The sequence below is a fragment of the Shewanella frigidimarina genome (assembly GCF_003797125.1).
In the GTDB taxonomy this organism is placed as follows: domain Bacteria; phylum Pseudomonadota; class Gammaproteobacteria; order Enterobacterales; family Shewanellaceae; genus Shewanella; species Shewanella frigidimarina.
In genome coordinates this window covers 71,391-97,975 of sequence record NZ_RKKE01000009.1, presented here as the reverse complement: position 1 = coordinate 97,975, position 26,585 = coordinate 71,391, and the positions used below count along the sequence as shown (strand labels likewise).

Here is a 26,585-nt window from a genome sequence, read left to right as displayed (position 1 = left end):
CTTTTTTACGTCTGTTATTTGTTGAATTACGGTTTGGTTAATATGAGCATAATGCTTGTGTGGACGATATGCCCATGCGAAATAGGTCATTTTCAGGCGCCTAATTGACTTGAAAGAGTCGTGAAACTGCCCGCTATTATGTAGCGGGCTTTGTTACGTCTGTAATTTGAGGGTGGTGGCTGTTGATTGCACCACATTGTTGTGTAGATGACATGCCTATGCGTACACTCCTCTCGGGGAGATTATAAAGAATAGGTCATTTCCAGAAGCTTAATGAAATTGAAAGGGGGCGCAACACGGCCTTGATGATTAGTGTTTTTTACTTCTGATGATATACAGGCCTTAAGTAACATTTACAACAGTGAACAAGATGCTAACCTTTTTCATCAGAGCATTACTGCTATTACATGGAGATAATGTAATATCTGGTGCAAGATGTCATCCATTTACATTCTGAGTTATCAATATATGATTCTACATTATGCTTTTGATAACAAATATGCATTCCGGATACCCAATTCCTGTTTATGAAATTGATGTAGTCCAATGTTAACGTAAGATACTTTCTGTGCTGTATATTCCGACGATTTTAATCTTATCGGTAATATGCAAATGATTTTGTTTCGTGTGCCATACTGCATCTGTGTAAATAAAATAACACTTGCCCGTTAAACAAGTTAGAGTGTGTAGATCTATTTAAAGTGTTTAATAAATAAAAGTTTTTATGTCGGATATGCTATTAGGATTCATAACTAGTACTTTACTTATTGATAAGATTACCGCTAGCATATCTTCGTATTTTTAATTGGATGGGTTTATTTTGCCTCGGTTGCCGAAACTTTCTCTGTCTTTGCTTGTTCCTGCATGTATTTTTATCCTTTACCTTGGCTTGGTATGTGGGGAGTATTTCTATGAGCATGCAGAGCTAAATGAACAACTTGCATTAAGACAGTCAGAACAAATACAGAAAGATTTATTTAGAATGCGTCATGTTGTGGAATCATCTCTGTTGACGCAAGATTTAGAACGAATAGAGCAAGAGGTTGCTTTAGTCTCAACAGACCAAAACATGATGGTGTATGTAATACTTGATTCGGGTAGTGAAATTCAATTTGCCAATCATATTATTTGGCGAGAAAGTAATGCTACTAATGTGTTAGAGGGTTATTCGGCTGATTTACATAGAACGGTTATCACCAATAATAAACCTTTTTTAAAGGTGAATTTCGATCGTTTATCAATTCAGGCTTACTATCCCCTTAATGCAAATTCTCGTTACAGCTACTCGAATTCTGTAGAGCTAATTTATTTAGAATATGACATTGCCAATGTCTTATCAGAAGCGGTTGATAGTCTGTTAAAGCGCTTTATCGAGATATGGGGAATTGGCGCTTTATTGTTGTCGTTATTCTGTGTCATGTTGCATTATTTACTGATAAGACCGTTAACTCAATTAAGCCAAGCCGCTAAAAATCTCGATTCTCCAGATTTCAATACTGATATTGTGTGCACATCGACCGAACTGATTAACTTACGCGACTATTTGAATCAGGTTAATGGTCGGTTATCTCGCAGTAAAAAACGCCTCAATGATGCAGAGCAACGTTGGCTTTTTGTGGTTGAGGGTGCTCGTAATGGTATTTGGGATTGGTGTATTGCTACTGGCGATGTGTTTGTTTCTGATCGTTGGAAAGACATCCTAGGTTATCAACCTTATGAGCTCGATAATGATTATTCTGTTTGGGAGTCGCGTTTACATCGTGATGATAAGGCGCAGGTATTAAATACCTTACAGAATTACATCAGTAATCAACATGAATATTATGAAAGTGTGCATCGTTTACGTCATAAAGATGGACGATATATTTGGATTCTAGATCGTGGCAAAATAGTTGAGTGGGATGAATTAGGACGGCCATTACGAATTATCGGCACAATAACAGATGTTTCTGGTGATGTAAAAAGCCAACATATTACAACCGAAAAACAAGGTCATAGTGGTCTTACGGATTTAATTAATCGTGATGTATTAGCCGATCAGCTCTATGATTTACAGGTTCTTAGCCGCAAGACTGGTCAGTTTTCTGCACTGCTTATGATTAATTTAGATAATTTTAAATTAATTAATGATGCTTTGGGTCATCAACTTGGTGATAGATTATTAATGCAGATAGCAGCACGCTTATCTGGCACATTTTCTAGTGCTGGTTTGGTTGCTCGACTTGGCGCGGACGAGTTCGTTATTCTAGCCAAAAATTTTGGTAATGACATTGATCAAGCAAGTAAACGTGCATTAGCATTGGCAAGTGAAGTGAGGCAGTTAATTGGCCGCGGTTACACCATTTCAGATCAAAACTTATCAATTTCAGCTCGGATTGGGTTAGTTGTTTTTGATGGTATTGAGTCATTAGAACCTCAAGTACTGTTGGCCCGTGCAGATAGCGCTATGGAGCAAGCAAAAGATAGTCGCTCTAATGGTTGTGCCATTTACCAACCTGAATTAGATCAAAATCAAGTCCAACCATTCAAATTACAAAACGAGCTGAAACTGGCTATCCAGAACAAGCAGATGTCATTGGTTTATCAACCCGTTGTTGATCAGGCTGGGCAGCTCAATAGCATTGAAGTACTAATGCGTTGGTATCACCCACAGTACGGATATATTAATCCACGTAAGTTTATTGCGTCAGCAGAACTGTCTGACTGTATTTTTGAATTAGAGCTGTGGGCATTAGATCAAGTCTGTGAACTTATTCAAACACTTCAACAGGCAAACGCGACAGTGCCTTTAATGTCATTAAATGTATCTTCTCGTCACTTTCATCAAGATCACTTCGTAAACGTAGTGATGAATCGAATCAATGCAGCACATGTCTCAGCTACATTGTTTCAGTTCGAGTTATCTGAAGATGTATTCGTGGTCAATGCTAATGTTGCCAGAAACAAAATTGCTGAGTTCCAAAGATTCGGTGTGAACATTGCGATGGATAATTTTGGTGGGGGGTCTTGCGCAGTCCATTTATTACAAGGTATTCGTTTTTCACAAGTGAAGCTAGCTGCTGTCTATATTGAAGATATAGAATATAACCCTGAAACCTTTAACATTGTGAATGCCATTGTTGAGTTTGCTACTAAGTTAAACTTTCCTGTAGTGGCTAAACAAGTTGAGAATAAGCAGCAACTTAATTTACTGACCCATGCAAAATGTACTTGGTTTCAAGGCTATATTATCAGTCGACCACTAGCTCATGACGACATTATTCAATTAATTAAGACACAGCTATCTTTGAGTGTTGTGCCATAAAGTCAATGGTATGAGACAGGGCGATATTACGCATAGTATCTTTCTCGATGAATACTTCGTGATATGCGCCTTCAATGATCACTTTATGACAATGAGTGCTTAGTGCTTGGTTTTGCGCCTCATTACAGACAATCGTGTCTTTTTCAGCTTGCAAAATTAGTATCGGAGTTTGGCTGTGTTTAGCATAGTCGATGCATTTCTCCGCTGCATCCATTGCCTCTAGTAACCAATGGTTAGTCGGTGAGCCTAACTGTGCTTTAGTGGCTTCTTCGAAGATGTTGCGATAGTGCTTATAACGTTTTTGGCTATGAGTCAGTCGGTTGCGTTTAAAGCTGTCTGGTTTGTAATGGGTTCCCCCTATTACAAATGTGCTGTGTACTTTATTTGCTTCCAGACGATTATTATCGAGCTTTTGTGCTAGCCAACGAATGATAGGTTTTGTAAACGGTAATCGAATACCAAACATGGGCGCTGAGAATACGGCTGCAGTAAATGTATTTGGGTGTTGATTAATATAATCGCTGGCAATGGTGCATCCCATTGAGTGAGCGATGATAAATAGCTCATCATGCTGCTGTTGGCGAACTATCTGATTAATAAATTGAGTTAAGTCTTCGGTATAATCAGTAAAGCTAGCAACATAACCTTGATGCGGATTATGTGTCAGCCGGTCTGATAATCCTTGTCCTCGATGATCTAAAGCGTAAACGCTAAATCCTTGTTGATATAAATCAAACATCAATTCTTGATATTTTATATAAGATTCTACTCTGCCATTGCTGATCACTATTGCTCGTTGACTATTAGGATGTTGGATCATCGCATAGGCAATATTTATACCGTCATCAGTACAGAAACTCGATTGGTGTACTTGTTGCCAAAAGTGTCTTTGCTCACTAGTATCGAGCTTTAATTCAGATGAAAATTTCATGTAATGCATAGTTATTAAGCCAGCTTGTTTATATCTAAAGTATGGTGAATTTGACGTATTTATCTATCTGATTATCCGGTACTTGCTTGTTTTATTGTAGCCTTTTGGCGAGCTATAAACTCATCAACCATTTGTTCTAGCACCGACATTGGGATAGAACCGTTTTCTAAAATGGCATCATGAAACTTCCGAATATCAAAGTCTTTCCCTAATGATTTTTCAGCTTTAGCGCGTAACCGTTTTATGGTTAATTCACCAATTTTGTACGATAACGCTTGGCCTGGCCAAGAAATATAGCGATCTATTTCAGTAGTAACGTTGTGCATTGAAAGTGCTGTGTTACTGGCCATAAAATCTATCGCTTGTTGGCGGCTCCAACCTTTTGCATGCATGCCCGTATCGACGACTAAACGAGCCGCACGCCACATTTCGTAGGTTAAGCGGCCAAAGTTACTGTATGGATCTTGATAAAAGCCGGCTTCTAAGCCTAAATATTCTGAGTATAAGCCCCAGCCTTCACCAAATGCAGAGATATAACTGTAACGTCTGAAATTGGGTAAGTCAGTGAGTTCTTTATTGAGTGATATCTGTAAATGGTGCCCTGGCACTGCTTCATGTAGGGTTAAGGCTTCAAGCTCGTATAGCGGTCGCTTATCTAAGGCGTAGGTGTTAACCCAATAATAGCCAGGCTCGTCGTCACGGTTTGAACCCGAGTAGCGCCCTGTGGTGTATTTAGGCGCAATCTCAGCAGGGACCGGTGCAATACCATAAGGTGTGCGCGGTAATTTTCCGAAATACTTAGGCAACATGGCATCTGCTTTTTTGGCAATAAATGCTGCTTCTTTAAGTAACTCATCAGCGGTTTTAGGGTAAAACTTTGGATCCGTGCGTAAAAACATTAAAAATTCAGCAAAACTGCCTTTAAAGCCAACATCTTTAATCACCTGTTCCATTTCTGATCTTATACGAGCAACTTCTTGCAATCCAAGTTGATGGACTTGTTCAGCTGTCATTGGCAGCGTGGTGTAATACTCAACTCTGTTTTGATAAAACGCCGCGCCATCTGGTAAAGCCGAAGCCGCGATGTCTATTCTTGCGTTGGGAATATATTCCTCAGTCATGAAATTATAAAACTGTTGGTACAGAGGAAGCACGATTTGTTCTACGGTTGTTCTGCCTTGTTGGGTCAGCGTATTTTTTTCTGTTGCGCTAAAATGATCAGGATAATGGGTAAACGGAGTAAAGTAGCCGCTGCTCTCAACTGGAACAATAAATGCGCTAATACTGTCTTCAAATCCATTAAGGGTGATTTTTGCCGGAGTAATACCGCTGGCTAAACCTTGTTTGAGCCAATATGTTTGTTGCGCGAAATAACGTGGTAATTGCTTAAGTTTAGCTAAATAGTGCTGATAATCTTCAATACTATTGAAGCGAGCTTTGGCAATAGACGCAATATAAGCATGAAAACCACTTTCAGCTGTTATGGGTAAATAGTGGTCATGAAACCGATACATGTCGACTTCGTTTTGTAGCTGGTCTTGTAAAATCTTAGCATTGATGACATCTGATTTGGATAAGTTTTTCCGGTCAAGCTGCTTAAGTGTATGGAGAATTTGGAGCATCTGTTGGTTCTTTTCTGCTAATGTTTCTGCAGATAAATCATCAAGCTTTGCGGCTACTGATGCATCTCCTAAACTGGCGGCTAACTCCGGTGAGAAAGCTAAATTAACCGCCCAACTCTGGTCTATAATCGCTTGTAGATCGTTATCTATCTGCGTTTGTTGGTGAGTGACTTGAGGCGCAATCTGTGTCGTGGTTGAATGACTATTACAACCCAATAAACTTAACATTATCAGTGCAGGTAGGATCAGCAAGCGCATCAATAGTCCTTTATGGTTTAATCTGTTTGTTAGCTTTAGAGTATGCCCGATTTAAGTATAAAAAACACATTCCAAATTAGTGTTTGCTTTTTAGTGTGGTAGATTCCAGAAAAAAACATTGGCCATCAGAATTTGTATAAATACATGTTAAACTGAACATCATTCTCTGACCGACAAAACCAAACTAATGGCAGGGTAAGTTTATAGGGGTTAATTATGATAGATAAAACCATTCCGCTGGTTGATTTGCATCGACATTTAGACGGTAATGTTAATGTAAAAACCATTTGGGAATTAGGCCACCAACACGGTATTAAGTTACCCGCTAATTCGCTAGAAGAACTTGCGCCATTTGTGCAAATCCAAGGGAAAGAGAACAACCTAGTCGATTTTTTGAAGAAACTAGATTGGATGGTCGCTGTATTAGCTGATCTAGATGCTGTAAAGCGTGTTGCTTATGAAAATGTTATCGATGCAGCATCGCAAGGGTTAGATTACGCTGAATTGCGTTTCAGCCCTTATTACATGGCGATGAATCATAATTTGCCCATTGAAGGTGTCGTTGAAGCTGTTATTGATGGTGTTCGTGCTGGTGTAAAAGAGCATGATATTAGCGTTAACCTTATTGGTATTATGTCGCGTTCTTTTGGACAAGAGAAATGCCGCTTAGAACTTGAAGGCATACTTGCTCATCGTGATAGCATTGTGGCGATGGATTTAGCCGGAGACGAACTCGGTTTTCCTGGCGACTTATTTACAGAGCACTTTAAGCGTGTTCGAGATGCAGGGTTACAAGTTACCGCTCATGCTGGTGAAGCTGCGGGTGCTGAAAGTATGTGGCAAGCAATCAACATACTAGGTGCTACCCGTATTGGGCATGGTGTGAATGCGATTCATGATCCGAAGTTGATGGAGTATTTGGCCAAGCACCGTATTGGAATTGAATCATGTCCAACCAGCAACTTACATACGTCAACCGTTAAAGATTATGATGTTCATCCACTGCGTAAATTTATGGATGCCGGTGTATTGATTGGCCTTAATACCGATGACCCAGGTGTGAGTGCAATTGATATCGCTCATGAATATCGTGTGGTTAAATCTGAAATGGGTTTCAGTGATAGTCAACTGGCGACATTGCAACGTAATGGCGTGGAAATGGCCTTTATGTCTGACAGTGAACGCAAAGCGTTATACGCTAAAAAAGCGAAGTAAATAGCGAATGTAAGTAAAAAAATAGCCAGCAAATGCTGGCTATTTTGTATTCTACTTCACATAAGTAGTGAGTTAAATAACTCTTGAAAACTGCTGCTGACGGGCTTTCTGACGATAATATACATCAAAACACATGCAGATATTACGAATGAGTAGACGACCGGTCTGGCTTACTGTTAACTTTCGATCAGTGATATCAACCAATTTATCATTTATGAATGTTTGCAATAGTTTAAGGTCTTCAGCAAAATATTCATCAAAGTTAATGGCAAACTTTTGTTCAATTTTGTCCATGTCTAAATCAAAATGACAGATAATCTGTTTAATGACCGCGCGACGAATTTCATCATCGTGATTTAAGCTACAGCCTTTCCATAATGCATGACCATTAGCATCAATAGATTCGTAGTATGGACGAATATCTTTTTGATTTTGGGCATAGCAGTCGCCAATTTGGCTGATAGATGATACCCCTAACCCAAGCAAGTCACATTCTTCTTGGGTGGTGTACCCTTGGAAGTTACGATGTAATTTGCCGGCATTTTGTAACTTTGCCAACTCATCATTGGGTTTGGCAAAATGGTCCATACCAATAAATTGATAACCCGCATCTGTTAACGATTCTATCGTTTGGCGAAGCATATCTAATTTCTGTTGTGGAGCAGGCATATCATGTTCTTTAATTTTACGTTGTGCAGCAAAACGCGATGGTAAATGTGCATAGTTAAAGACAGATAGACGATCAGGCGATAGCTCAATAATGCGCGCAATAGTTTTCGCAAACGTTTCTGGCGTTTGCAGCGGTAAACCGTAAATTAAATCAACGTTCGTTGATACAAAACCGAGTTCTTTAGCTCTGGCAATTAAGTCGAAAATAAATTGTTCGTCTTGCTCACGGTTAACGGCAATTTGTACTTCTTTATTAAAGTCTTGAACACCAATAGATACCCGGTTAAACCCAGCTTCTTTTAAGGTGTCTAACATGCTGAGCTCTATCTCACGCGGGTCAACTTCAATTGAGTATTCACCCACATCAGCAAAATTAAAGTGTTGTTTAATTAATGCGGTCAGTTTAAGAATTTGTTCAGGGCTTAAAAATGTCGGTGTACCGCCACCCCAATGCATTTGGGTTACGGTATAATTTTTGAATAATGGGGCGCGTTTAATAATCTCAGTGGCCAGATATTCAATGTATTGATCTGCTTTGTGAGAGTGGCGAGTAATAATTTTATTACAACCACAGTAGTAGCAAAGCTTGGCGCAAAAAGGAATATGCACATATAGCGACAGTTTATCTGACTTACTGTTTTTAATAGATGTCAGTAAGTTTTGCTCAGTAAAGGCATCGTCAAACTCTAGTGCGGTCGGGTAAGAAGTATAACGGGGACCGCTGTAATTGTACTTTTCGATCATCGACTGATCCCAACTAATCTGAGTGGGCTGCTTCAAGGCGTGTCCTCCGGGAGTAAATTAGCAACAGGCGAAGTATGCAATGTTCGTGATCAAATAACCTTGATCTAGGTTGTAAAAATGAATGTTGCCTATGGTGATTAGTGAGGTTTAGCGTTAGCTGATATGAAATAATGACTAGACTGTGCAGCAGGTCACAGTTTGTGTTTGGCGATTATTTAGGTAAGGCTGGTTTCTAGCCAAGGTTAAAACGTTGAGAGCCTAAATTGCGTGCCTTACCATCGTATCTCACTTCAGTAAGTTGTACTTTACCGCTGCGGTGTTTCAACACAATACTCGTTGAACGAGTGCCGTATTCTTCATGTTCGATAAAAATAGATGATAGACGTCGCTCCCACTCAAGACTGATGCCTGTTTGGGGTAAATCTTGATCTTTGGGTTGAGAAGTATCGCGCATGATATTGAGTAATTGGTCTATGCAAGGTGATTGCATTTGTTTGATATAGCTTTGTAGCTGTTGCTGACCTTTAGCCATTTTAGGCCATATATCATCCAGCGCACCGTTACTCACAGCATGAAAACCAGGCTTAAGCAAAGTAGTCGTTAAGGTTTTACTGTTAAAGCAATGGAGTTGATTGTGCTGTTCGAAGACTAAATTAAACGGATTGTAGTTAATCGAGTGTTCAGTTAACCATTGGCTATTGATGTGTTGTTTGGTTAGCGCGTCAACGACTAACTCTCCACGACTGCGAACGCCATCTTGCTGTTCGATTGCTCGAATATTGGTTAGCCCAGCAAATTGACCCTGTTCATTAATTCCTAACCAAGTACCACCGGCTTGTTTATCTTGCCCAGCGATAATGATTGGTGTTGTTGCCCAGCGATAGGCGGGTTCGGTTGCTCTGTGATGAAATTCATCGCGGTTAGCACAGACAATTAAGGGATAATCCGGATGCGCCTCAACGGCAATAAATAAAATACACATGGCAGTCCCTTAAAAATATCGACACCGCCATCATAACCTAATAAATCGATTATGATTAATGATGATGCTTATGTGTCGCAGCTGACTCGTGATGATGTGCAGCTTTGGTGTCTGAATGATGGCCGTGGTCATGGCTATGTGGTGCTGATTTTAGGTTGATCATCAAACGGCTTAAAAACTTTCGAGGTCCAAGTCGCAATAAGCTGGCGCCAAACAATAAAACGATTGCTACTAGACCAAGTATATTGACCGATTCAGGTAACTGTAATGTTAATGATGAGCTCAGAGTGAGTTGATCTGCCACCATTAATCCTACCAGTAAAATCCCGCCTAACATGAGTCCTTGTTTCCAATTCATTAACTTCAACTGACCGATGCTGAGTACCGGCGCTGCGAGTAAAGTAAATGCCACTGCAATTTGGCTCCAACCACTGTAAGCCAAGGCAAGTGCCAAAATTACCGTGCCTAAATTACAAAAACGCATCGGCAAAAAGACTAATAGTAAAATAAATACCTGTAATGCAGGGTTCTCAAGCGGAACAGATGGATGACCTATCAAGTTTGCTAATACTAAGCTAAGGATAATCCAGGGGGCACTTCGGTCGACTAATTGGCTAAAGCCAAAGCGCCAAGGTGACTCTGATAGTGTTGGGTGCGGATCTGTTATATCAACTTTTGTCAGTGTCATTAGTGCCCCAATAGCTAATAGCCCCAATATTTGGTAAAGCGCAAACCAAGGGCCCAATAGTAATAAGGTAATTAACAATGCTTCAGGTCCGGCTAAACGCTGTAACCAACGTAATCCTAGGGAAGGATGAGATGGTCGTAATCCTGATGCAAACCTAGCGGTGGCGATAAAGTAACTGCCTAATAGGATCGGAGAAATAGTCAGTAACCAACTAACGAATTGCTCTGAACCATGGTCTTTATGAGCGTGTTCATGGCCGCCAGTATCCATCAGCAGTAGCAGGGCTAATAACCCTAAACCTAATAGGCTGCCAATGCCTGCTTGGTATTGATATTGACCTTGCTTGTCTTCTTGTTGGTGGCCATGTGGTTGATGTAATACAACGTGCAAAATGGAACCGGTAACAAAGGCTTGCAAGTAAACCGTGTTTTCAAGACTTAATTGAGTTAACAAATGTTCGCCAGCAAAGTAGCCGACGCTGGTTAATACCATCATTGCAGCTAAAACGGCGCTAGCCCATCGAGTGCCGACTTGAGGTTTGAGTAACCACCAAATGGCGACACCAACAGGTAGGCGGTGCATGATCACGCCTAAGGCTAGAAGTGTCGAATTGCCTTCTTGTTGTGCCAATACCATCGCTCCACCGTCCGTAATGGTGTGCAGTAATAGTCCGCCAATGCCGAGAGTGAGGGTGATGTTGTGGGTGATTTCTGAATATCGATGAAACAGTTTTTCACTGGCTGTCGGGCCCCAAACGCCAAGCATGACAAACAATAGCGTGATAAACCCACCATGCTCCAACAGTTCTGGCAAAATATGAATGAGCACCAATCCGCCAAGGGAGACGAATATAAATCCATCTAGGCCTTTTTGTAATCCGCTACCTGATGAAAAGAAGCGATAAAAAAGTGGCCCAAACAGCAGTGCAATACAGCTAGCGATTAGATAGAGCATGTTATCCAGAAATAAATCGAAAAAAACAACGCAGTATACCATTTTAAACCAGTATTGTAGCGTGTGAATATCTCAAGCTGAAAAATTTACTTAGAACCTATAGAGAATGCAGATCTAGTCATTGACGTTAAAGCCAAAAAACTTTCTCAGGTCATCACTTTGGCAAGCGTATGTGGCTATTTGTGATGAGGCATTGTTCACTATTATTAACAACTAACGCCTTGTAATCATCAATAAACTGGCTGTTTTCATCGCTTATGTTACTGCGTTGGGTATACAATGTAGCCCATATTTTGTTAATTAAAAGATTGTTGTCCATGGATATTTTTTCTGCAGCCGTCATGTTGTTCTTGATTATGGATCCGCTGGGTAATTTACCTATATTCGCTTCCATATTGCGGCATATTGATCCCAAAAAACGCCGTAAAGTCTTAATCCGCGAACTGCTGTTTGCGTTGGTTATCATGTTGTCGTTTTTGTATGCTGGTGAAGCTATTCTTAACTTTCTGAACTTACGTTCTGAATCCGTTAGCATTGCGGGCGGCATTATCTTATTTTTAATCGCGATTAAAATGATCTTCCCTTCGCCTGGGGGCGTGGCTGGATTAGCCGCTGGTGAAGAGCCTTTTATTGTTCCGATGGCTATCCCGCTAATGGCTGGTCCATCTATTTTAGCGGCCTTGATACTATTGGCGCACACAGATAGCAGCCGCATGACAGATTGGACTATTGCGTTGGTCTCAGCATGGGGCATGAGTGCCGTTATTTTAATGTTCTATAAGTTGTTTACTCGTATCCTTGGTGAGAAAGGCTTAATCGCGGTAGAGCGACTAATGGGGATGGTATTGGTGATGATATCAGTACAAATGTTACTGGATGGAATATCAAATTATATCAACTCCACGGTAAATTAAGCTAAATTGTTATAGATAAACATTGTGCCAAGTAACTGCAGCAAGCCGACTCAACAGAGTCGGCTTGCTGCTTTTGGGCGCTGGGTTAATAGCCATTTGTATTAATTTTTAATCGAATAGATTTATTTACATTAAAGAATGTCTAATTTAATTGTAACCCTGTGGTTGCAACTGTTAATGTCATGTAATTATTGTTTGGGGTGAATTATGAAATATATTATCGTCATGTTGGGGCTTGTTTTTATGACCTTGCAAGGGTGTCAAAATCAGTCAGCAGCATCAAAGGTAGACGAACAAGCAGCCACTGTAGTGGTAACCAAACCATTAATTAAAGATTGTGGTCCAAGTGCGATGCCACCTTTACGTGACCGCACCAAATTAACTGAAAATTTGCGCAAGAAAGGGCTCATCACCGCTGACATGGATCAAGCACAAATAGATAAAATTGTTGCTGATTATATAACTAAACGCCAAAAAGCATTTGAAAAATGCCATAAACCAACACCAAATACAGGTAAGTCGTAATGAGTAAGTTGACTAAATATCAAGGGTTAGCCGTTTCATCCTTATTGCTTGCATGTAGCGGTATGGCTGCTGTTGCTGCTCCACAAACAGGCACTCCTGCTGATGCGGGGCTAATTAATGAACAACAAGTGTTGTATTGGTTAATTAAACGTGGCGAAGTGAGTGTTGATGCCAGCGAAGCTGAAAAACAAGCTGCAGTAGATGCTTTTGTAAGCCGTGGCCGAAATACCACTTTTAAACCTGCTGCCATAGAAGTGAAAGCGGAACAATTACGCATTAAACGCTCAGCGCAAAAAAACACTAAAAATGTTCAATATGCCGCAGCAAATAACAAAGTCTTAGCCGATCAAGATATTACTAAAACGGTAAAGGTGTTAGCTGTATTGGTAGACTTTCCTGATTTACCTCATGATGCTAACCAGCTTAACGTAGGTGATACGGACATGTATTACAGCAGCTACCCAACATCACATTATCAGCAACTGCTATTTTCAGAAACTGGTTTTACAGGCCCAAGTAATCAAACGCTGCAATCGGCACATCAGTATTTTCAGGCGGTGTCCGGCAATAGTTTTTATTTTACCGGTCAAGTACAAGACTGGGTCACCGCAGACAATAATGCCGCTTATTATGGTGGCAACGACTCCGATGACAACGATAAAGCCGTCCCAGAGCTAGTAAAAGAAGCTGTCACCAAAGCAGTAAGCGGTATGAGTGATACTGAACTTGAAAGCTATGATATTGAAGACCCTTTCGATATCGATGGCGACGGTAATTATGATGAAGCTGACGGTATTATCGATCACGTGATGCTGTTTCATTCAAGCATCGGTGAAGAAGCTGGTGGTGGAGTATTGGGTGAGGATGCAATTTGGTCGCATCGTTTTTATGTCGATTCAAATACCAATGGTTATGTTATTCCTGGCCGGGCCCTTAAGATATTCGGTTACACCGTGCAGCCAATCGATGCTGCGGCAGGAGTATGCACCCACGAGTTTGGTCATGATTTAGGCTTACCCGATGAGTACGACACTACTAATAGTGGTGATGGTTCACCTGTAGGTTCTTGGTCATTGATGTCTGGCGGTAGCTGGACCGGTAGTATTGCTGGTGCTCAACCAAGTGGTTTTAGCCCATATGCAAAATCTTTCTTACAGCAAAAATACAAAGGTAAGTGGGTTAATGAGCAGCATATATCTCTTGCCGATTTAACCAGTAGCGGTACCGCGGTGCAACTTAACCATGCCGTCAATACAGATGCCGTAAACCAGCTATCTATAGCGCTACCAGCTGAGGCTGTTGCTTTTAAAGCACCATTAACGGGTCAATATCAGTATTATTCAGGTCAGGGTAATATGATCAATAATGCCATGTCTTTTGATGTGACCTTACCATTAGATACGCCATTAGCATTATCATTTCAAGCCCATTGGGATATAGAAGACGATTATGATTATGTGCAAGTGTTGGTTGATAGCGTTGCAATAGAAGGTAACTACACAAATAGTACAAATTCAATTTACCCTACGGTAAAACACTCTATTAGCGGTAAATCGAGCAACATTAGTACCGCGTATGGAAGCGATTCTTGGGTGGATTTAAATTTTGATTTGAGTGCATATGCCGGTCGTGATGTGCAAATCAGTGTGGTCTATAAAACCGATGAAGCAGTTGGTGGTTATGGTATGGCGATTGATGATATTCAATTAACTAACCAAGGCACGGTATTTTATATCGATGGAGCTGAATCAAGCGGCGTTGCAACGCTATCTGGTTTTAGCCGTATTGAAGATAGTCTTGCTGGTAAAGCGAGACGTTACATTGTGCAATTACGCAGCCACCAAGGTGTAGATGCTGGGCTGGTTTATGACAAATACGAACCAGGTGTGCTGTTATGGTTAGAAAACTTTAATCAAACCGATAACAATGTCTCTGATCATCCAGGGGAAGGGTTAATTGGCGTGGTTGATGCAGACCAAAGTTTGATAGGCAGTCAATCTACTGATGTGCAAATTCGCGATGCAGCATTTAGCTTATTTGCCCAAAGTACATACAGTGGTGATAACCACTTAGCTGCCGAGCCACTATTTGATGACAACCGTGATTACAGCGCGCCGCTAAAACCACAGGCCGGGCTGATATTGCCTGAGTTAGGCCTAACCATGCAAGTCACAGAGCAAGCAACAGACAGCAGTACTGCAACTGTTGAATTTGCTTTGTCTGACAGCAGCGTGCTACCACCGGTTACACTTGTCGCCGACATTAATGCACAAGCAACCGGTGCTGATGTTAGTTTTAATGTGGTCGTGAGTGGCGGCACTGATTACACTTATACATGGTCGTTTGGCGTGAATAATGCCACAAGTACCGATACTGCCCCTAGCTATACTTATTCCACATCGGGTGATTATAACGTCAGTGTTATTGTTACCGATGGCGCGGGTAATACCGTGACAGCAATCGAAGTAGTCCGAGTGGTTATTCTGCCAATAGCAGCTTTTACTTTATTACCGACTAACTTAACTGTGGCTCTGACAAACACCTCCAGCCAAGGTTTTGGTAATTTGACTTATCAATGGGACTTTGGCGATAGCAGTACTAGTACGGCGCAAAATCCAAGTCATACCTATACAGCCGCTGGCACTTATACCATTACCTTAAAGACCACCGATTCTCAGGGTAATGAGTCGACAGCAAATCAAGCAATCACTGTATCGACGCCAATAGTGGCTGTGACTACACCAACCACAACAGACAGTGGTAGTAGCGGCGGTAGTTTGGGGTGGTTAAGTGTATTGATGCTAGGCCTATTAGGTTATCACCGCAAACGGGTTTAGTGTTACGTACCTAAATAACAGAAACGCCCGTAAGGGCGTTTTTTGTTTTGATTACGGAGTCAAATTTTCGAGACCGGATTTGCATTAATGTTAAATGCTTTGGTTGATGTACTCGACCGCAGCAGGCAGAAATATTTCGCTGACAATTAGCTGTGAACCGTGCAAGTTAAAGTAACGTCTACGTCCCCATAAACGACTATTAACCTGCTGATTTAAGCTGGTGGCTAGGGCAGCTAAACGGCCACAGGTTTCAAACTGAGCGACTTCAATATTGCCGGGAGTAATGTCTGGGCTACTAAACAATAATTCACCTAAAGGCCGAGTGCCAAGGCGAGTAAAGTCATTTTGCTGATTACAATTCTGTTTATCATCAGTACTTTGATCGTTAGGGGGGTGAAGGCCTAAAATATTTTGTGGGATCAGTGTGCGGGCAAATACCCACGGGGTACCGTCAAGACACAATAATACTTCGCGGACCCAAACGGGGTTAGTTTGAGCAGGAAATTCATCCGCCAGAGGCTCAAGTAAATGCTCGCCTAACACTTTTACTTCAAAGTGTTTGCAGTGTGTCTTGAGGCGTTGGGTCAAACTTCCGGTTGCTAATAGCCACTCTTTAAGTTGGCTATGAGGCAATGAATCGATCTTTTGTGGCGAAAACCAATGAATTGATTCACCATAAGGAAAGCTAATACTGGTCACGTTCATCTAAAACTCGTTACAATATATCTCAACGGCAGTAGTCTATCATGTCAAAGATGAGCAAACACTCTTAGGGAGTGGGCACGATGGCTTATTTAATTAACGTTCCACATTAAAAGGGTGTCTCTCACTATGAAGAAATTGGTTTCAACGTTAGTTATGCTGTGTTGTTTCGCATTTAATGTCCATGCTGCAGATGAACCAGCGGTCGAAGATTATGCTTATTACGGTTTTGAGCCTGATATTGTAACTAATTATATTTCTAACCGTAAAAAGTTAGGCTTTGTTAAAATCAGTGTCGAATTGATGGTAAAAGATCCGAACGATTTAATGAGCTTAGAACATCACGATCCTTTGTTACGCTCGGCCATTGTTGAAATTTTGGGTAATCAGTCAGAAGAAAAGGTTAAATCCTTATCTGGGCGTGAAGAGATCCGCCGCGAATGCTATGAGACGGTCAACCGCCTTATGGAGCAAGAAGTCGGTCGCTCTATTGTGGTGAACTTATTATTTACTAAATATTTATACGATTAATGACTCGGTCAACAACGCCTCCGATGCGAGCCAAGCATAGTAGTGCTAAGCGCTCACCAAGCCGATCAGCGGCCAAGGTCAATCCTGTTTCAGTAAAGCCCAATAAGCCTCTGTTATCGAAAGCATTACATCCGCGTAATGCCCATCTACAGGGTTATGACTTTGCTACATTGATTCTTGCTATGCCAGCGCTAGCCGCTTTTGTGCGTCCAAATCCTTATGGTAATCCTTCTATTGATTTTGCTGATCCGAAAGCGGTAAAAAGCCTTAATGCAGCATTATTGCTGAGCGAATATCATATTAACGGTTGGGATATTCCTGAAGGATATTTATGCCCGCCAGTCCCTGGGCGTGTGGACTATTTGCATTACATTGCTGATTTATTAGCGGTTAAAGGCAAAGTAGTCAAAGGGGCAAGTATTCGAGGGTTAGATATCGGCACTGGTGCCAATGGAATTTATCCATTGCTGGGTATTCAAACCTACGGTTGGCAATTTGTGGCGTCGGATATTGATCCTGTGTCTATCGACAATGTTGCTAAAATTGCTCAGCAAAACGAGAAGATTACGGCTCATTTACAGTTAAGATTACAGCCGCAACCGGAGCATATATTTAAGAATATTATCGCTGCAGATGAACGGTTTGACGTCACCTTGTGTAATCCACCGTTTCATCGCTCACTCGCTGAAGCTTCAGAAGGTTCATTACGAAAAGTTAAAAATCTAGCCAAAAACCAGCAACAAAAACATGGTCAGCAATCGCATAAGTTAGCGCTTAGTCAGGCTAAACCTACGCTTAATTTTGGCGGTCAAAAAGCCGAGTTATGGTGCCAGGGAGGCGAGCAACAATTTTTAGCCAACATGATCAAACAAAGCCGTGACTATGCCAACCAAGTGCTATGGTTTACGTCACTCGTGTCAAAGTCAGACAATCTCAAACCTTGTTATCAACTACTTAAACAGCTTAATGCAGTGGAAGTAAAAACTATCGAGATGACACAAGGTAATAAAGCGACCCGTATTTTAGCGTGGAGTTTTTTAACCCCAGCAATACACCAACAATGGACCACATTACGTCCTTAATCTTTAGTGGCATCAAACTCAATTGTTTCACTGCCGTGATACACCAAAAAATGTCGCCCTTTAGCACGAGCTATTAAGGTAATACCCATCTGCATGGCCAAATCTAGGCCCATTTGGGTAACGCCACTGCGTGACAACAATACAGGTATGCCCATTTTAGCGACTTTGATAACCATTTCTGACGTTAATCTACCTGTGGTGTAGAAAATCTTATCGTGTCCCGATTGCTGATCTAACCACATATCTCCCGCCAACGTATCAACGGCATTGTGGCGGCCAACATCTTCAACAAATGCTAAAATTTGTTCGTCTTGGCATATTCCGCAACCATGCACAGCGCCGGCATTTTTATAGGTTTCATTGTAAGCATTGATATTGCCGAGTAAGGCATAAATAGTCGATTGTTTGAGTGATGGAGTAGGTAAATCAATCTCATCCAATCCTTGTAAAAATCCACCGTAAACAGTGCCTTGGCCACAACCGGATGTCACCGTTTTTTCAGACAATTTCTGCTCAATATCTTCAGAAACCTCTTGGGTAATCACCGCCGCAGAACTGACTTCCCAATCAACGATAACCGACTCTAATAGACTTAACTCGCTAATAAACCCCTGGTTTTTTAAGTAGCCAATAGTGAGTGACTCTGGTTTAGCCCCCAATGTCATTAAGGTTACGATAGGGCGCCAATTTAAATACACGGTTAATGGTCGTTCGCAGGCGACAAATTTATCGACAACCTGGCCTTGTTCGTTGATGGCTTTAACAGCAATGGTGAGCGGAACCTGAGTGTTGGTTTTAACAAATTTTATTGCATTGCGCTGCAAAGATGTGGCTGAAACAGATTGAGTCATAAGCGAGATAGCCTCTTAGTGGGTCATTCATAGATTGAAAGAATAGGCAGAGTTTGCCTGCTTCAACACTTGATGATCATAGCAATTATTATTCCCTAAACTGAAAACAACTTGTCTAAGCGTGATCTGGCGCAAATCTTCACAAATTCAATGTATTTGGCGCGTATTAATGTCCCACCTAAAATTGCACTGTGGACATATTGTCCTATTCTTAGGAGGGATTTCGGGATCTAGTTCAAAGTTAATTTTACTTTTTAGTTGGCACCATTTTTGCTCCTGTTTTAGATATAAACAAATCAATCAAGTGTATTTCAATACACATATTCATGTCAGAGGTAAGCATTACCATGCAACACACCGACACGATTTGGCCAATGTATGTTTCATTGAAAAAGGTTCAAACCCAAGTAGGGCGCTGGACATCTGTTCGCTGGGAGCTGGATCAAATGGTTCCAGCAACAGAGCAGCAACCAGACAATTCTGTTTTGGTGCCACTGGAATTGTACAAAGATCAACGTGGTAGTTATCGCATCAATCTCGATATGGACAATGCAACACTCTTCATTGTGTGCGACGAATTGATTGATGGCACATGGGTGCCTGCGATGATCTCTGCCGACCAACACGTGAGTGCCGGTTGCTTAGAGTCAGATACACCAGTGCTCAATATTCCAATGCCTAGCGCCGTTGCCTGTTGGATAGAGGCATTCATCACTCGTCACGGCGAAGTGGAAATCAGCGCTCATAGACGCAAGCATGTTAACCGCCGTAAAAATGAAGGGCCGAGCGCGAATCGCTCTGGAAATATGCAATGAGCGATAAAGCAGAAGGTCTTCTTAACCGTTGGGAAATTAGGCGTCAGCGGGTTGCTGAAGAGGCTCAGCAAGAAGAGTTATTGCAGCAGGCACAAGAAAAGCCTGATGACTTCAACATACTAACAGCTGAACCAATCGAAGACGTTAGCGTTATAGATGCTGATGAGGTGGCAGAGCCAGAAGCATTACCAGACCCAAACACGATTGAAGTAGGTGGCAGTTTTGCCCGCTTTATGGCCAAAAGTGTCGACCCAACCACTAAAGCTGCTGCGCTACGAGCATTATGGAAACAGCCGCAATATGGTCATATCGATGGGTTGCTTGAATATGCGCTGGATTATACCAATCAACCGTTATTGTCAGCGGATGTATCCGCCGAGTTGGCCAGTAAAGTGTTTCGATATGTCATTGAAAAAGAAAAGCCTGAGCCAGAATTAGACGCGGACTTAACGCCAACTGACATAGCCGATCCAGCTGAATTCGCATCAAACGAATTAGTCTCAAACGAATTAGTCTCAAACGAATTAGCCGAACAAACCGACTCGATAGCTGAAGAGGACTCAATCGATTTAGCCGATAATGATGAAACAACGACCGCGGCGTTATCGCAACCAGAACAACCGCTTTACCAGAATGATGATCTGCTAAAGCAAGCTGTCGCCAGTGATGAGGCGAAAGCGTAATAACGATACGGTCACCAGATGAATGTGGCACAAATAAAAGTCGTTAGTTACAGATTTAGAACAAGTAAATGTCAATTAATGACGTGCAATAAGCGTGAACAGTGAAATGAGCTATCACTGTTAATGAGGTATAAAAACCGATAATTGGGAACGCAATGAGTATAAGAAAAAACCAGCCACAGCTGAAACAAGCACGACAACAGGTGATGGCGAATACGCAGATTTTGCAAAATTTAATTCCGCCCACTGTTAGCTATACCACCCAGGGGCATGTGCTTATTATTGGGCCTGAAGATCTCGCGCGTTTAGCTGCGGACAAATTGTCCACAATGGCAAGCCGAGTCATTTTAGCCAATGAGGCTATCACTAACCAAGATGAAACTCACCTTGAAGCGGTGATGAATGCAGCCACTGATGTCGAAAGTTATTACAATAAATTGGCCAGCGTAAAAGGTTTTTTAGGCCAGTTTCAGGTCAAAGTTGAAGGTGAAAGTGGTATTAGCGAACTAAGCGTTGTCGCCATTCGTCAAGCGCACTTTGATATTGTGCTCGATTTAAGCCACAGCCCATGCATTAACCTTGAAATGCTTCCTCCTGGTTACTTTTATGTCGGCCAAGACAGCGATTTACTTGCCGATGCAATTGCCAGTATTCCAGAGTTAATTGGTGAGTTTGATAAACCGCGTTATGTCCGAGTTAACAGCGATATTTGTGCCCATGATAAGCACGGCTTAAACGGTTGTAATCGTTGTTTAAACTTTTGCCCTGCTGATGCTATTAGTAGCGTTGCACATAAAATTGAAATTGACCCTTATCTTTGTCATGGCGCAGGCAGCTGTACTAATGCATGCCCAACTGGGGCGCTAAGCTATGATTTACCAACCCCAGCCTCACTGCATACTTACCTCGAAAAGTTAATTAGTCGTTATCGCCAAGAAGCGCAAACTGCCCCAGTAATATTATTTCATGACAATGAAGCTGGTGCAGAATGGATTAACGAGCAGTTAAGCGGTGACGTGTTACCTGTTGCAATGGAAGAAATCACTGTAGCAAGTATTGATCATTGGTTGGCTGCATTAGCCAATGGTGCACGCGAAATTTTAATTTTACACACACCGGCCACAGCACCAACATTACTGCAAATGCTTAAAGGTGAGTCTACATTAGCAAATCGCATACTCGACCAAATGGGGCAGCCACAACGGATTCGTTTAATTACCCCGTCAGAGTTAACCCAGTTAGATGACGCGCTAGCCGTTAGCTTAGCTTGGCCAGTGATAATGCCGATAACCTTGAGCGCTATCGAACCTAATACCAATGTAAAACGCAGTATTATGTTCCAAGCGATTGACCACCTTAACAGTCAAGCTGCAGGTGTCGATGACGTGTTAACCATGGCGAATATTCCTTACGGTATGGTTAGCATCAACAGTGAGAAGTGCACATTATGCTTGTCGTGTGTGGCAACGTGTCCAACCCAAGCGTTAAAGGATGGCGGCGACGCTCCTGCTCTTAAGTTTGTTGAGCAAGATTGCGTCCAATGCGGTTTATGTGAAGCGGCCTGTCCCGAAAACGTCATTAGTTTACTACCTCAAATCAACTTCAATCAGTCTACAAGACAACAAGTTCAAGTATTAAAACATGAGCCTCCGTTTGAATGTATTCGATGTGGTAGTGAATTTGCCACCCAATCTATGGTGAAAAAAATAATTGAGATGGTAGGTGAGCATAGTGCGTTTAGCGCCAATATTGAACGTTTGAAAATGTGTGGCGATTGCCGTGTAAAAGACATGTTTGAAGACATCCTTGACGATCCAGAAAAGCAATTGCAATAAGAGATCTCCTATGACAGAAACAGGAAGACAAGTAAGTGAGAATGATCAGTTAAGAGCCGATATATATCAGTTGCTGGCTGCGTTATTTCGTCGCCAACCCAATACTGAGTTATTACAGTTTTTAGCTGGTTTAGAGGTAGAGGCCGAGGATGGCAATACCATGAGTCAAGCATGGAATGCGTTAAAACTTGCGGCAGAAAATAGTGATACCAACACCCTAGAAGATGAATACTTTGCCATTTTCTTAGGCGTAGGCAGTGGTGAGATTATGCCTTATGGCAGCTGGTTTATGACTGGCTCTTTAATGGATAAACCCTTAGCGGCATTGCGGAGTGACTTGATGTTACTAGGCTTTGAACGTGAAGAGAATGTTAAAGAACCAGAAGACCATGTTGCTGCATTATGCGAAGTCATGGGCTGTTTAATTTTAGAAGCGCCAGGTTACCGTCAGTTAGCGTTTTATCAACGTCATATTGGCAGTTGGATTATACGTTTTTGCGATAATTTGGCTAAAACACCTAGTGCTAATTTTTACCTAAACGTCGCGCAATTAGCTAAAGCGTTTTTTACCGCTGAAGCCAATGAATTTGAACAACTGAGTTTGGATATTCCGGTGAATTGTCCAGGTAGTGCTGACTTAGATCCGCTTGAAGAAGAGGTTGTACAAATTAACTAAACTGGATGACGGCTTATTTAGCCCCATCTTTATTTTAACAAGGAGACCATATGAAAAAGCAAGCTTCCGACATGGGTCGTCGTCAAATGCTCAAAGCATTAGCGCTCGGCAGTGCGGCAGGTGCTGTGGCCAGTGTCAGTGCACCCGCACTTGCTCAAGTCACTAAACCGTCTACAGAAGAGCCTACGGGCAATAACTATCGCGAAACTGAGCATATTCGCAATTACTATGCTTCGTTAAGCAAATAACAAAGGAGAGTGTGTGATGCGATTAACCCGCAAAACAGACACGGCCACCAAAGCTGAAAAGTCAGGCCTAGGTCTTAACCGACGTCAATTCCTCAAGTCTGCCAGTTTGGCGACGGGTGGTATTGCAGCGGCTTCAATGCTTGGCGCAGGTATGATGCGTAAAGCTGAAGCTAAAGATGTACCGCACAACGCACCTACAGAAATAAAACGGACGATTTGTTCACATTGTTCAGTAGGTTGTGGTGTTTATGCTGAAGTTCAAAATGGTGTGTGGACAGGGCAAGAGCCTGCGTTCGATCATCCATTTAACCAAGGTGGACATTGTGCTAAAGGCGCAGCATTACGTGAGCATGGTCATGGTGAAAAACGCTTAAAATACCCAATGAAGCTAGAAGGTGGTAAATGGAAGCGTCTATCATGGGATCAAGCCATCAATGAAGTAGGCGACAAAATGGAGTCGATTCGTCAAGAGTCTGGTCCTGATTCAGTTTACTTTATGGGTAGTGCTAAATTTTCGAACGAACAAGCTTATATGTATCGCAAATTAGCAGCAATGTGGGGCACTAACAACGTCGATCACTCTGCTCGTATTTGTCACTCTACCACGGTAGCCGGTGTTGCAAACACTTGGGGCTACGGTGCGCAAACTAACTCGTTTAACGACATCCGCAATTCAAAATGCATGATGTTTATTGGGTCTAACCCATGTGAAGCTCACCCAGTGGCGATGCAACACATTTTGATTGGTAAAGAACGCGGTGCCAAAATCATCGTAGTCGATCCACGTTTTACCCGTACAGCGGCTAAGTCTGATGAATATGTCCATATTCGTCCAGGTACTGACATTCCATTTATTTATGGTCTGTTATGGCACATTTTCGAAAACGGCTGGCAAGATGATTCATTCATTTCTCAACGAGTATACGGCATGGAACGTATCCGAGAAGAAGTGAAGAAATACACTCCAGAAGAAGTCGAGCATATTGCCGGTGTGCCAAAAGCACAAATGTACCGTGTTGCGAAAATGATGGCAGAAACTAAGCCTGGCACTATCGTTTGGTGTATGGGTGGTACTCAGCATCACATTGGTAATGCTAACACTCGTGCTTACTGTATTTTACAGCTTGCCCTTGGCAACATGGGTATAGAAGGCGGCGGAACTAACATTTTCCGTGGTCACGATAACGTACAGGGTGCGACTGACTTTGGTTTGTTATTTGATAACTTACCTGGTTATTACGGCTTAACCTCAGGCGCATGGGACCATTGGGCCAATGTGTGGGACCTTGAACCAAAGTGGATCACCGAACGTTTTGATCAAGGTGAATACTTAGGTCAATCACCACAAACATCTGCAGGTATTCCTTGTTCGCGTTGGCACGATGGTGTGTTAGAAGACAAAACCAAAATTGCCCAAAAAGACAATATTCGTCTGGGATTCTTTTGGGGTCAGTCTGTTAACACCGAAACCCGTGGTCGCGAAGTACGTGAAGCACTGAATAAAATGGATACCATTGTGGTCGTTGATCCATTCCCAACCATGGCGGGTGTTATGCACGAACGCCAAGATGGAGTGTATTTATTACCCGCGGCAACTCAGTTTGAAACTTATGGTTCAGTGTCTGCTTCAAACCGTTCACTGCAGTGGCGTACGCAAGTTATCGAACCATTATTTGAGTCATTACCTGATCACACTATCATGTATAAACTGGCCAAAAAATGGGGCGTTGCGGACCAATTCTGTAAGCACATCAAGGTTAATGGCGATGAGCCATTAGTGGAAGACATTACACGTGAATTTAACACCGGTATGTGGACTATTGGTTATACAGGCCAAAGCCCTGAGCGTTTGAAAATGCACCAAGAAAACTGGGGCACATTCGACGTTAACTCACTTGAAGCACCCGGCGGCCCAGCTAAAGGTGAAACCTATGGTTTACCTTGGCCATGTTGGGGTACACCAGAGCAGAAACACCCTGGTTCTCAAATCTTGTACCGCACCGGACGTGAAGTTAAAGACGGTGGTGGTAACTTCCGTGCACGTTATGGTGTTGAACACGAAGGCAATAACATTCTGGCTGAAGGCTCTTTCTCAAAAGGCTCTGAAATTGAAGATGGTTACCCAGAGTTTACTGCCGACATGCTTAAGCAGCTTGGCTGGTGGGACGACCTAACAGCAGAAGAAAAAGTCAAAGCTGAAGGTAAAAACTGGAAAACTGATATCTCTGGCGGTATTCAACGTGTGGCAATTAAGCATGGTTGTATTCCTTACGGTAACGCTAAAGCGCGTTGTATTGTGTGGAACTTCCCTGACGACATTCCATTGCATCGCGAACCGTTATACACCCCTCGTCGTGACTTAGTGGCTAAATACCCTACTTATGAAGACCGTATGGTGGCTCGTCTACCAACGCTTTATAAAACAATTCAAGACAAGGATTTTGCTACCGACTATCCACTAGCAGTAACAACCGGACGCTTGGTTGAATACGAAGGTGGTGGTGAAGAAACCCGTTGTAACCCATGGCTTGCAGAACTACAGCAAGAAATGTTTATCGAGATCAACCCAGCAGATGCTGCAGATCGTGGTTTACGTGATGGTGATGACGTATTTGTTCACAGTCCAGAAGGTGCAAAAATTACCGTTAAGGCAATGGTTACACCACGTGTTATTGCAGGTGAATGTTTTATGCCATACCACTTTGCAGGCGTATTTGAAGGCAAGAGTTTAGCCAAAAACTACCCTGAAGGAACCGTTCCTTATGTGATTGGCGAATCTGCCAATACCGTAATGACCTATGGTTATGATGTCGTAACGCAAATGCAAGAGACCAAGTCTAGCTTGTGTCAAATAAGCAAAGCCTAAACACTTGATGAGGAGATAAGCCATTATGGCAGTCATGAAATTTCTGTGTGACACCAAACGCTGCATCGAGTGTAACGGTTGCGTCACAGCATGTAAAAACGAAAACGACTCTGCTTTAGAGTGGGGTATTCAGCGTCGCCGCGTGGTAACGCTTAATGATGGTGAACCAGGAGAAGCGTCAATCTCAGTAGCATGTATGCATTGTACCGATGCACCATGTATGGCTGTATGTCCGGCCGACTGTTTCTACCGTACCGAAGACGGCATTGTGCTACATAACAAAGATACTTGTATCGGTTGTGGCTATTGCTTCTATGCTTGCCCATTTGGTGCACCGCAGTTCCCTAAAAAGACTGCATTTGGTAGCCGTGGCAAAATGGATAAGTGTACTTTCTGTGCTGGTGGCCCAGAAGAAGATCATTCAGAAGCCGAACGTCTAAAATACGGTTCAAACCGTATTGCAGAAGGCAAATTACCAATGTGTGCTGAACTTTGTTCAACCAAAGCATTGTTGGCTGGTGATGCAGGCATAGTGTCTGACATTTACCGTCAACGTATGGCTGCACGCGGTAATCCAAATGTGATTTGGGGCTACAATCCTAAAACAGGCGAAATGATTTAACCCAGAGCAATGGCTGCGAAAATTTTCGCAG

21 protein-coding genes are annotated in these 26,585 nt (G+C 42.2%); 14 read left to right on the top strand and 7 right to left on the bottom strand.

The window, feature by feature from the left end; all coding sequences use genetic code 11:
• The first annotated feature begins 820 nt into the window (after positions 1 to 820).
• Entirely contained in the window at positions 821 to 3,304 is a 2,484-nt protein-coding gene (locus EGC86_RS19320) for a putative bifunctional diguanylate cyclase/phosphodiesterase (protein ID WP_123778692.1), read from the top strand.
• Here EGC86_RS19320 and EGC86_RS19315 read toward each other — a convergent pair.
• Both EGC86_RS19315 and EGC86_RS19310 read right to left on the bottom strand, forming a co-directional pair.
• Positions 3,270 to 4,244, bottom strand: coding sequence for an alpha/beta fold hydrolase (locus tag EGC86_RS19315; RefSeq protein ID WP_123778690.1), 975 nt, complete (start codon positions 4,242 to 4,244; stop codon positions 3,270 to 3,272). The two genes, EGC86_RS19320 and EGC86_RS19315, sit on opposite strands and share 35 nt — an antisense overlap.
• A gap of 62 nt (positions 4,245 to 4,306) precedes the next feature.
• Positions 4,307 to 6,115 carry a DUF885 domain-containing protein gene (locus tag EGC86_RS19310; RefSeq protein ID WP_123778688.1) on the bottom strand — a complete coding sequence of 603 codons (1,809 nt, stop codon included), beginning with the start codon at positions 6,113 to 6,115 and terminating at the stop codon, positions 4,307 to 4,309.
• Positions 6,116 to 6,331: 216 nt separating this feature from the next.
• Here EGC86_RS19310 and add point away from each other — a divergent pair, with 216 nt between their 5' ends.
• Positions 6,332 to 7,330 carry an adenosine deaminase gene (add, locus tag EGC86_RS19305; RefSeq protein ID WP_123778686.1) on the top strand — a complete coding sequence of 333 codons (999 nt, stop codon included), beginning with the start codon at positions 6,332 to 6,334 and terminating at the stop codon, positions 7,328 to 7,330.
• A 72-nt stretch (positions 7,331 to 7,402) separates the two neighbouring features.
• On the opposite strand, the gene hemN is transcribed toward add, so the two are convergent.
• The 3 genes from hemN to EGC86_RS19290 form a co-directional block, all read right to left on the bottom strand.
• On the bottom strand, positions 7,403 to 8,779 hold the full coding sequence (hemN, locus tag EGC86_RS19300; protein WP_081430110.1) for an oxygen-independent coproporphyrinogen III oxidase: 1,377 nt from the start codon (positions 8,777 to 8,779) through the stop codon (positions 7,403 to 7,405).
• Positions 8,780 to 8,975: 196 nt separating this feature from the next.
• On the bottom strand, positions 8,976 to 9,725 hold the full coding sequence (locus tag EGC86_RS19295; RefSeq protein WP_059745304.1) for an NRDE family protein: 750 nt from the start codon (positions 9,723 to 9,725) through the stop codon (positions 8,976 to 8,978).
• A gap of 55 nt (positions 9,726 to 9,780) precedes the next feature.
• The gene (locus EGC86_RS19290; protein ID WP_245423186.1) at positions 9,781 to 11,367 is read right to left on the bottom strand and encodes a ZIP family metal transporter; all 1,587 of its coding nucleotides are present in this window, start codon (positions 11,365 to 11,367) and stop codon (positions 9,781 to 9,783) included.
• Between the two features lie 317 nt (positions 11,368 to 11,684).
• On the opposite strand from EGC86_RS19290, the gene EGC86_RS19285 reads away from it, so the two are divergent.
• From EGC86_RS19285 to EGC86_RS19275, 3 genes are all read left to right on the top strand, one after another.
• Complete coding sequence (locus tag EGC86_RS19285) at positions 11,685 to 12,281, top strand: YhgN family NAAT transporter (RefSeq protein ID WP_041412685.1); 597 nt, start codon at positions 11,685 to 11,687, stop codon at positions 12,279 to 12,281.
• Between the two features lie 207 nt (positions 12,282 to 12,488).
• Positions 12,489 to 12,806, top strand: coding sequence for a hypothetical protein (locus EGC86_RS19280; RefSeq protein WP_102036395.1), 318 nt, complete (start codon positions 12,489 to 12,491; stop codon positions 12,804 to 12,806).
• Positions 12,806 to 15,643, top strand: a complete 2,838-nt coding sequence (locus tag EGC86_RS19275; protein ID WP_123778683.1) for an immune inhibitor A domain-containing protein — start codon at positions 12,806 to 12,808, stop codon at positions 15,641 to 15,643. The genes EGC86_RS19280 and EGC86_RS19275 overlap by 1 nt, the downstream gene beginning before the upstream one ends.
• Positions 15,644 to 15,733: 90 nt before the next feature.
• On the opposite strand, the gene EGC86_RS19270 is transcribed toward EGC86_RS19275, so the two are convergent.
• A complete protein-coding gene (locus tag EGC86_RS19270; protein WP_123778682.1) occupies positions 15,734 to 16,348 on the bottom strand; it encodes a chorismate--pyruvate lyase family protein in 615 nt (204 codons plus the stop codon).
• 126 nt (positions 16,349 to 16,474) lie between these two features.
• On the opposite strand from EGC86_RS19270, the gene EGC86_RS19265 reads away from it, so the two are divergent.
• Positions 16,475 to 16,876, top strand: a complete 402-nt coding sequence (locus EGC86_RS19265; protein ID WP_011635541.1) for a flagellar basal body-associated protein FliL — start codon at positions 16,475 to 16,477, stop codon at positions 16,874 to 16,876.
• Positions 16,876 to 17,958: a 23S rRNA (adenine(1618)-N(6))-methyltransferase RlmF gene (gene rlmF, locus EGC86_RS19260; protein ID WP_123778680.1), complete on the top strand. Its 1,083-nt coding sequence runs from the start codon at positions 16,876 to 16,878 to the stop codon at positions 17,956 to 17,958. The genes EGC86_RS19265 and rlmF overlap by 1 nt, the downstream gene beginning before the upstream one ends.
• Here the strand turns inward: rlmF and EGC86_RS19255 are convergent.
• The gene (locus EGC86_RS19255; protein WP_011635543.1) at positions 17,955 to 18,809 is read right to left on the bottom strand and encodes a formate dehydrogenase accessory sulfurtransferase FdhD; all 855 of its coding nucleotides are present in this window, start codon (positions 18,807 to 18,809) and stop codon (positions 17,955 to 17,957) included. The two genes, rlmF and EGC86_RS19255, sit on opposite strands and share 4 nt — an antisense overlap.
• Before the next feature lie 347 nt (positions 18,810 to 19,156).
• Between EGC86_RS19255 and EGC86_RS19250 the strand changes: the two genes are divergently transcribed.
• The 7 genes from EGC86_RS19250 (at position 19,157) to fdh3B (ending at position 26,554) form a co-directional block, all read left to right on the top strand.
• Positions 19,157 to 19,624: a DUF3305 domain-containing protein gene (locus EGC86_RS19250; RefSeq protein ID WP_123778678.1), complete on the top strand. Its 468-nt coding sequence runs from the start codon at positions 19,157 to 19,159 to the stop codon at positions 19,622 to 19,624.
• Entirely contained in the window at positions 19,621 to 20,307 is a 687-nt protein-coding gene (locus EGC86_RS19245) for a DUF3306 domain-containing protein (protein ID WP_123778676.1), read from the top strand. The genes EGC86_RS19250 and EGC86_RS19245 overlap by 4 nt, the downstream gene beginning before the upstream one ends.
• A 155-nt stretch (positions 20,308 to 20,462) precedes the next feature.
• Positions 20,463 to 22,142, top strand: a complete 1,680-nt coding sequence (locus EGC86_RS19240; RefSeq protein ID WP_123778674.1) for a 4Fe-4S binding protein — start codon at positions 20,463 to 20,465, stop codon at positions 22,140 to 22,142.
• Positions 22,143 to 22,152: 10 nt separating this feature from the next.
• A complete protein-coding gene (locus tag EGC86_RS19235; protein WP_011635547.1) occupies positions 22,153 to 22,818 on the top strand; it encodes a TorD/DmsD family molecular chaperone in 666 nt (221 codons plus the stop codon).
• A gap of 50 nt (positions 22,819 to 22,868) precedes the next feature.
• Positions 22,869 to 23,066 carry a twin-arginine translocation pathway signal gene (locus EGC86_RS19230; RefSeq protein ID WP_011635548.1) on the top strand — a complete coding sequence of 66 codons (198 nt, stop codon included), beginning with the start codon at positions 22,869 to 22,871 and terminating at the stop codon, positions 23,064 to 23,066.
• A gap of 16 nt (positions 23,067 to 23,082) precedes the next feature.
• Entirely contained in the window at positions 23,083 to 25,932 is a 2,850-nt protein-coding gene (locus tag EGC86_RS19225) for a formate dehydrogenase subunit alpha (protein WP_123778672.1), read from the top strand.
• Positions 25,933 to 25,957: 25 nt separating this feature from the next.
• Positions 25,958 to 26,554: a formate dehydrogenase FDH3 subunit beta gene (fdh3B, locus tag EGC86_RS19220; protein ID WP_011635550.1), complete on the top strand. Its 597-nt coding sequence runs from the start codon at positions 25,958 to 25,960 to the stop codon at positions 26,552 to 26,554.
• Positions 26,555 to 26,585 lie beyond the last annotated feature (31 nt).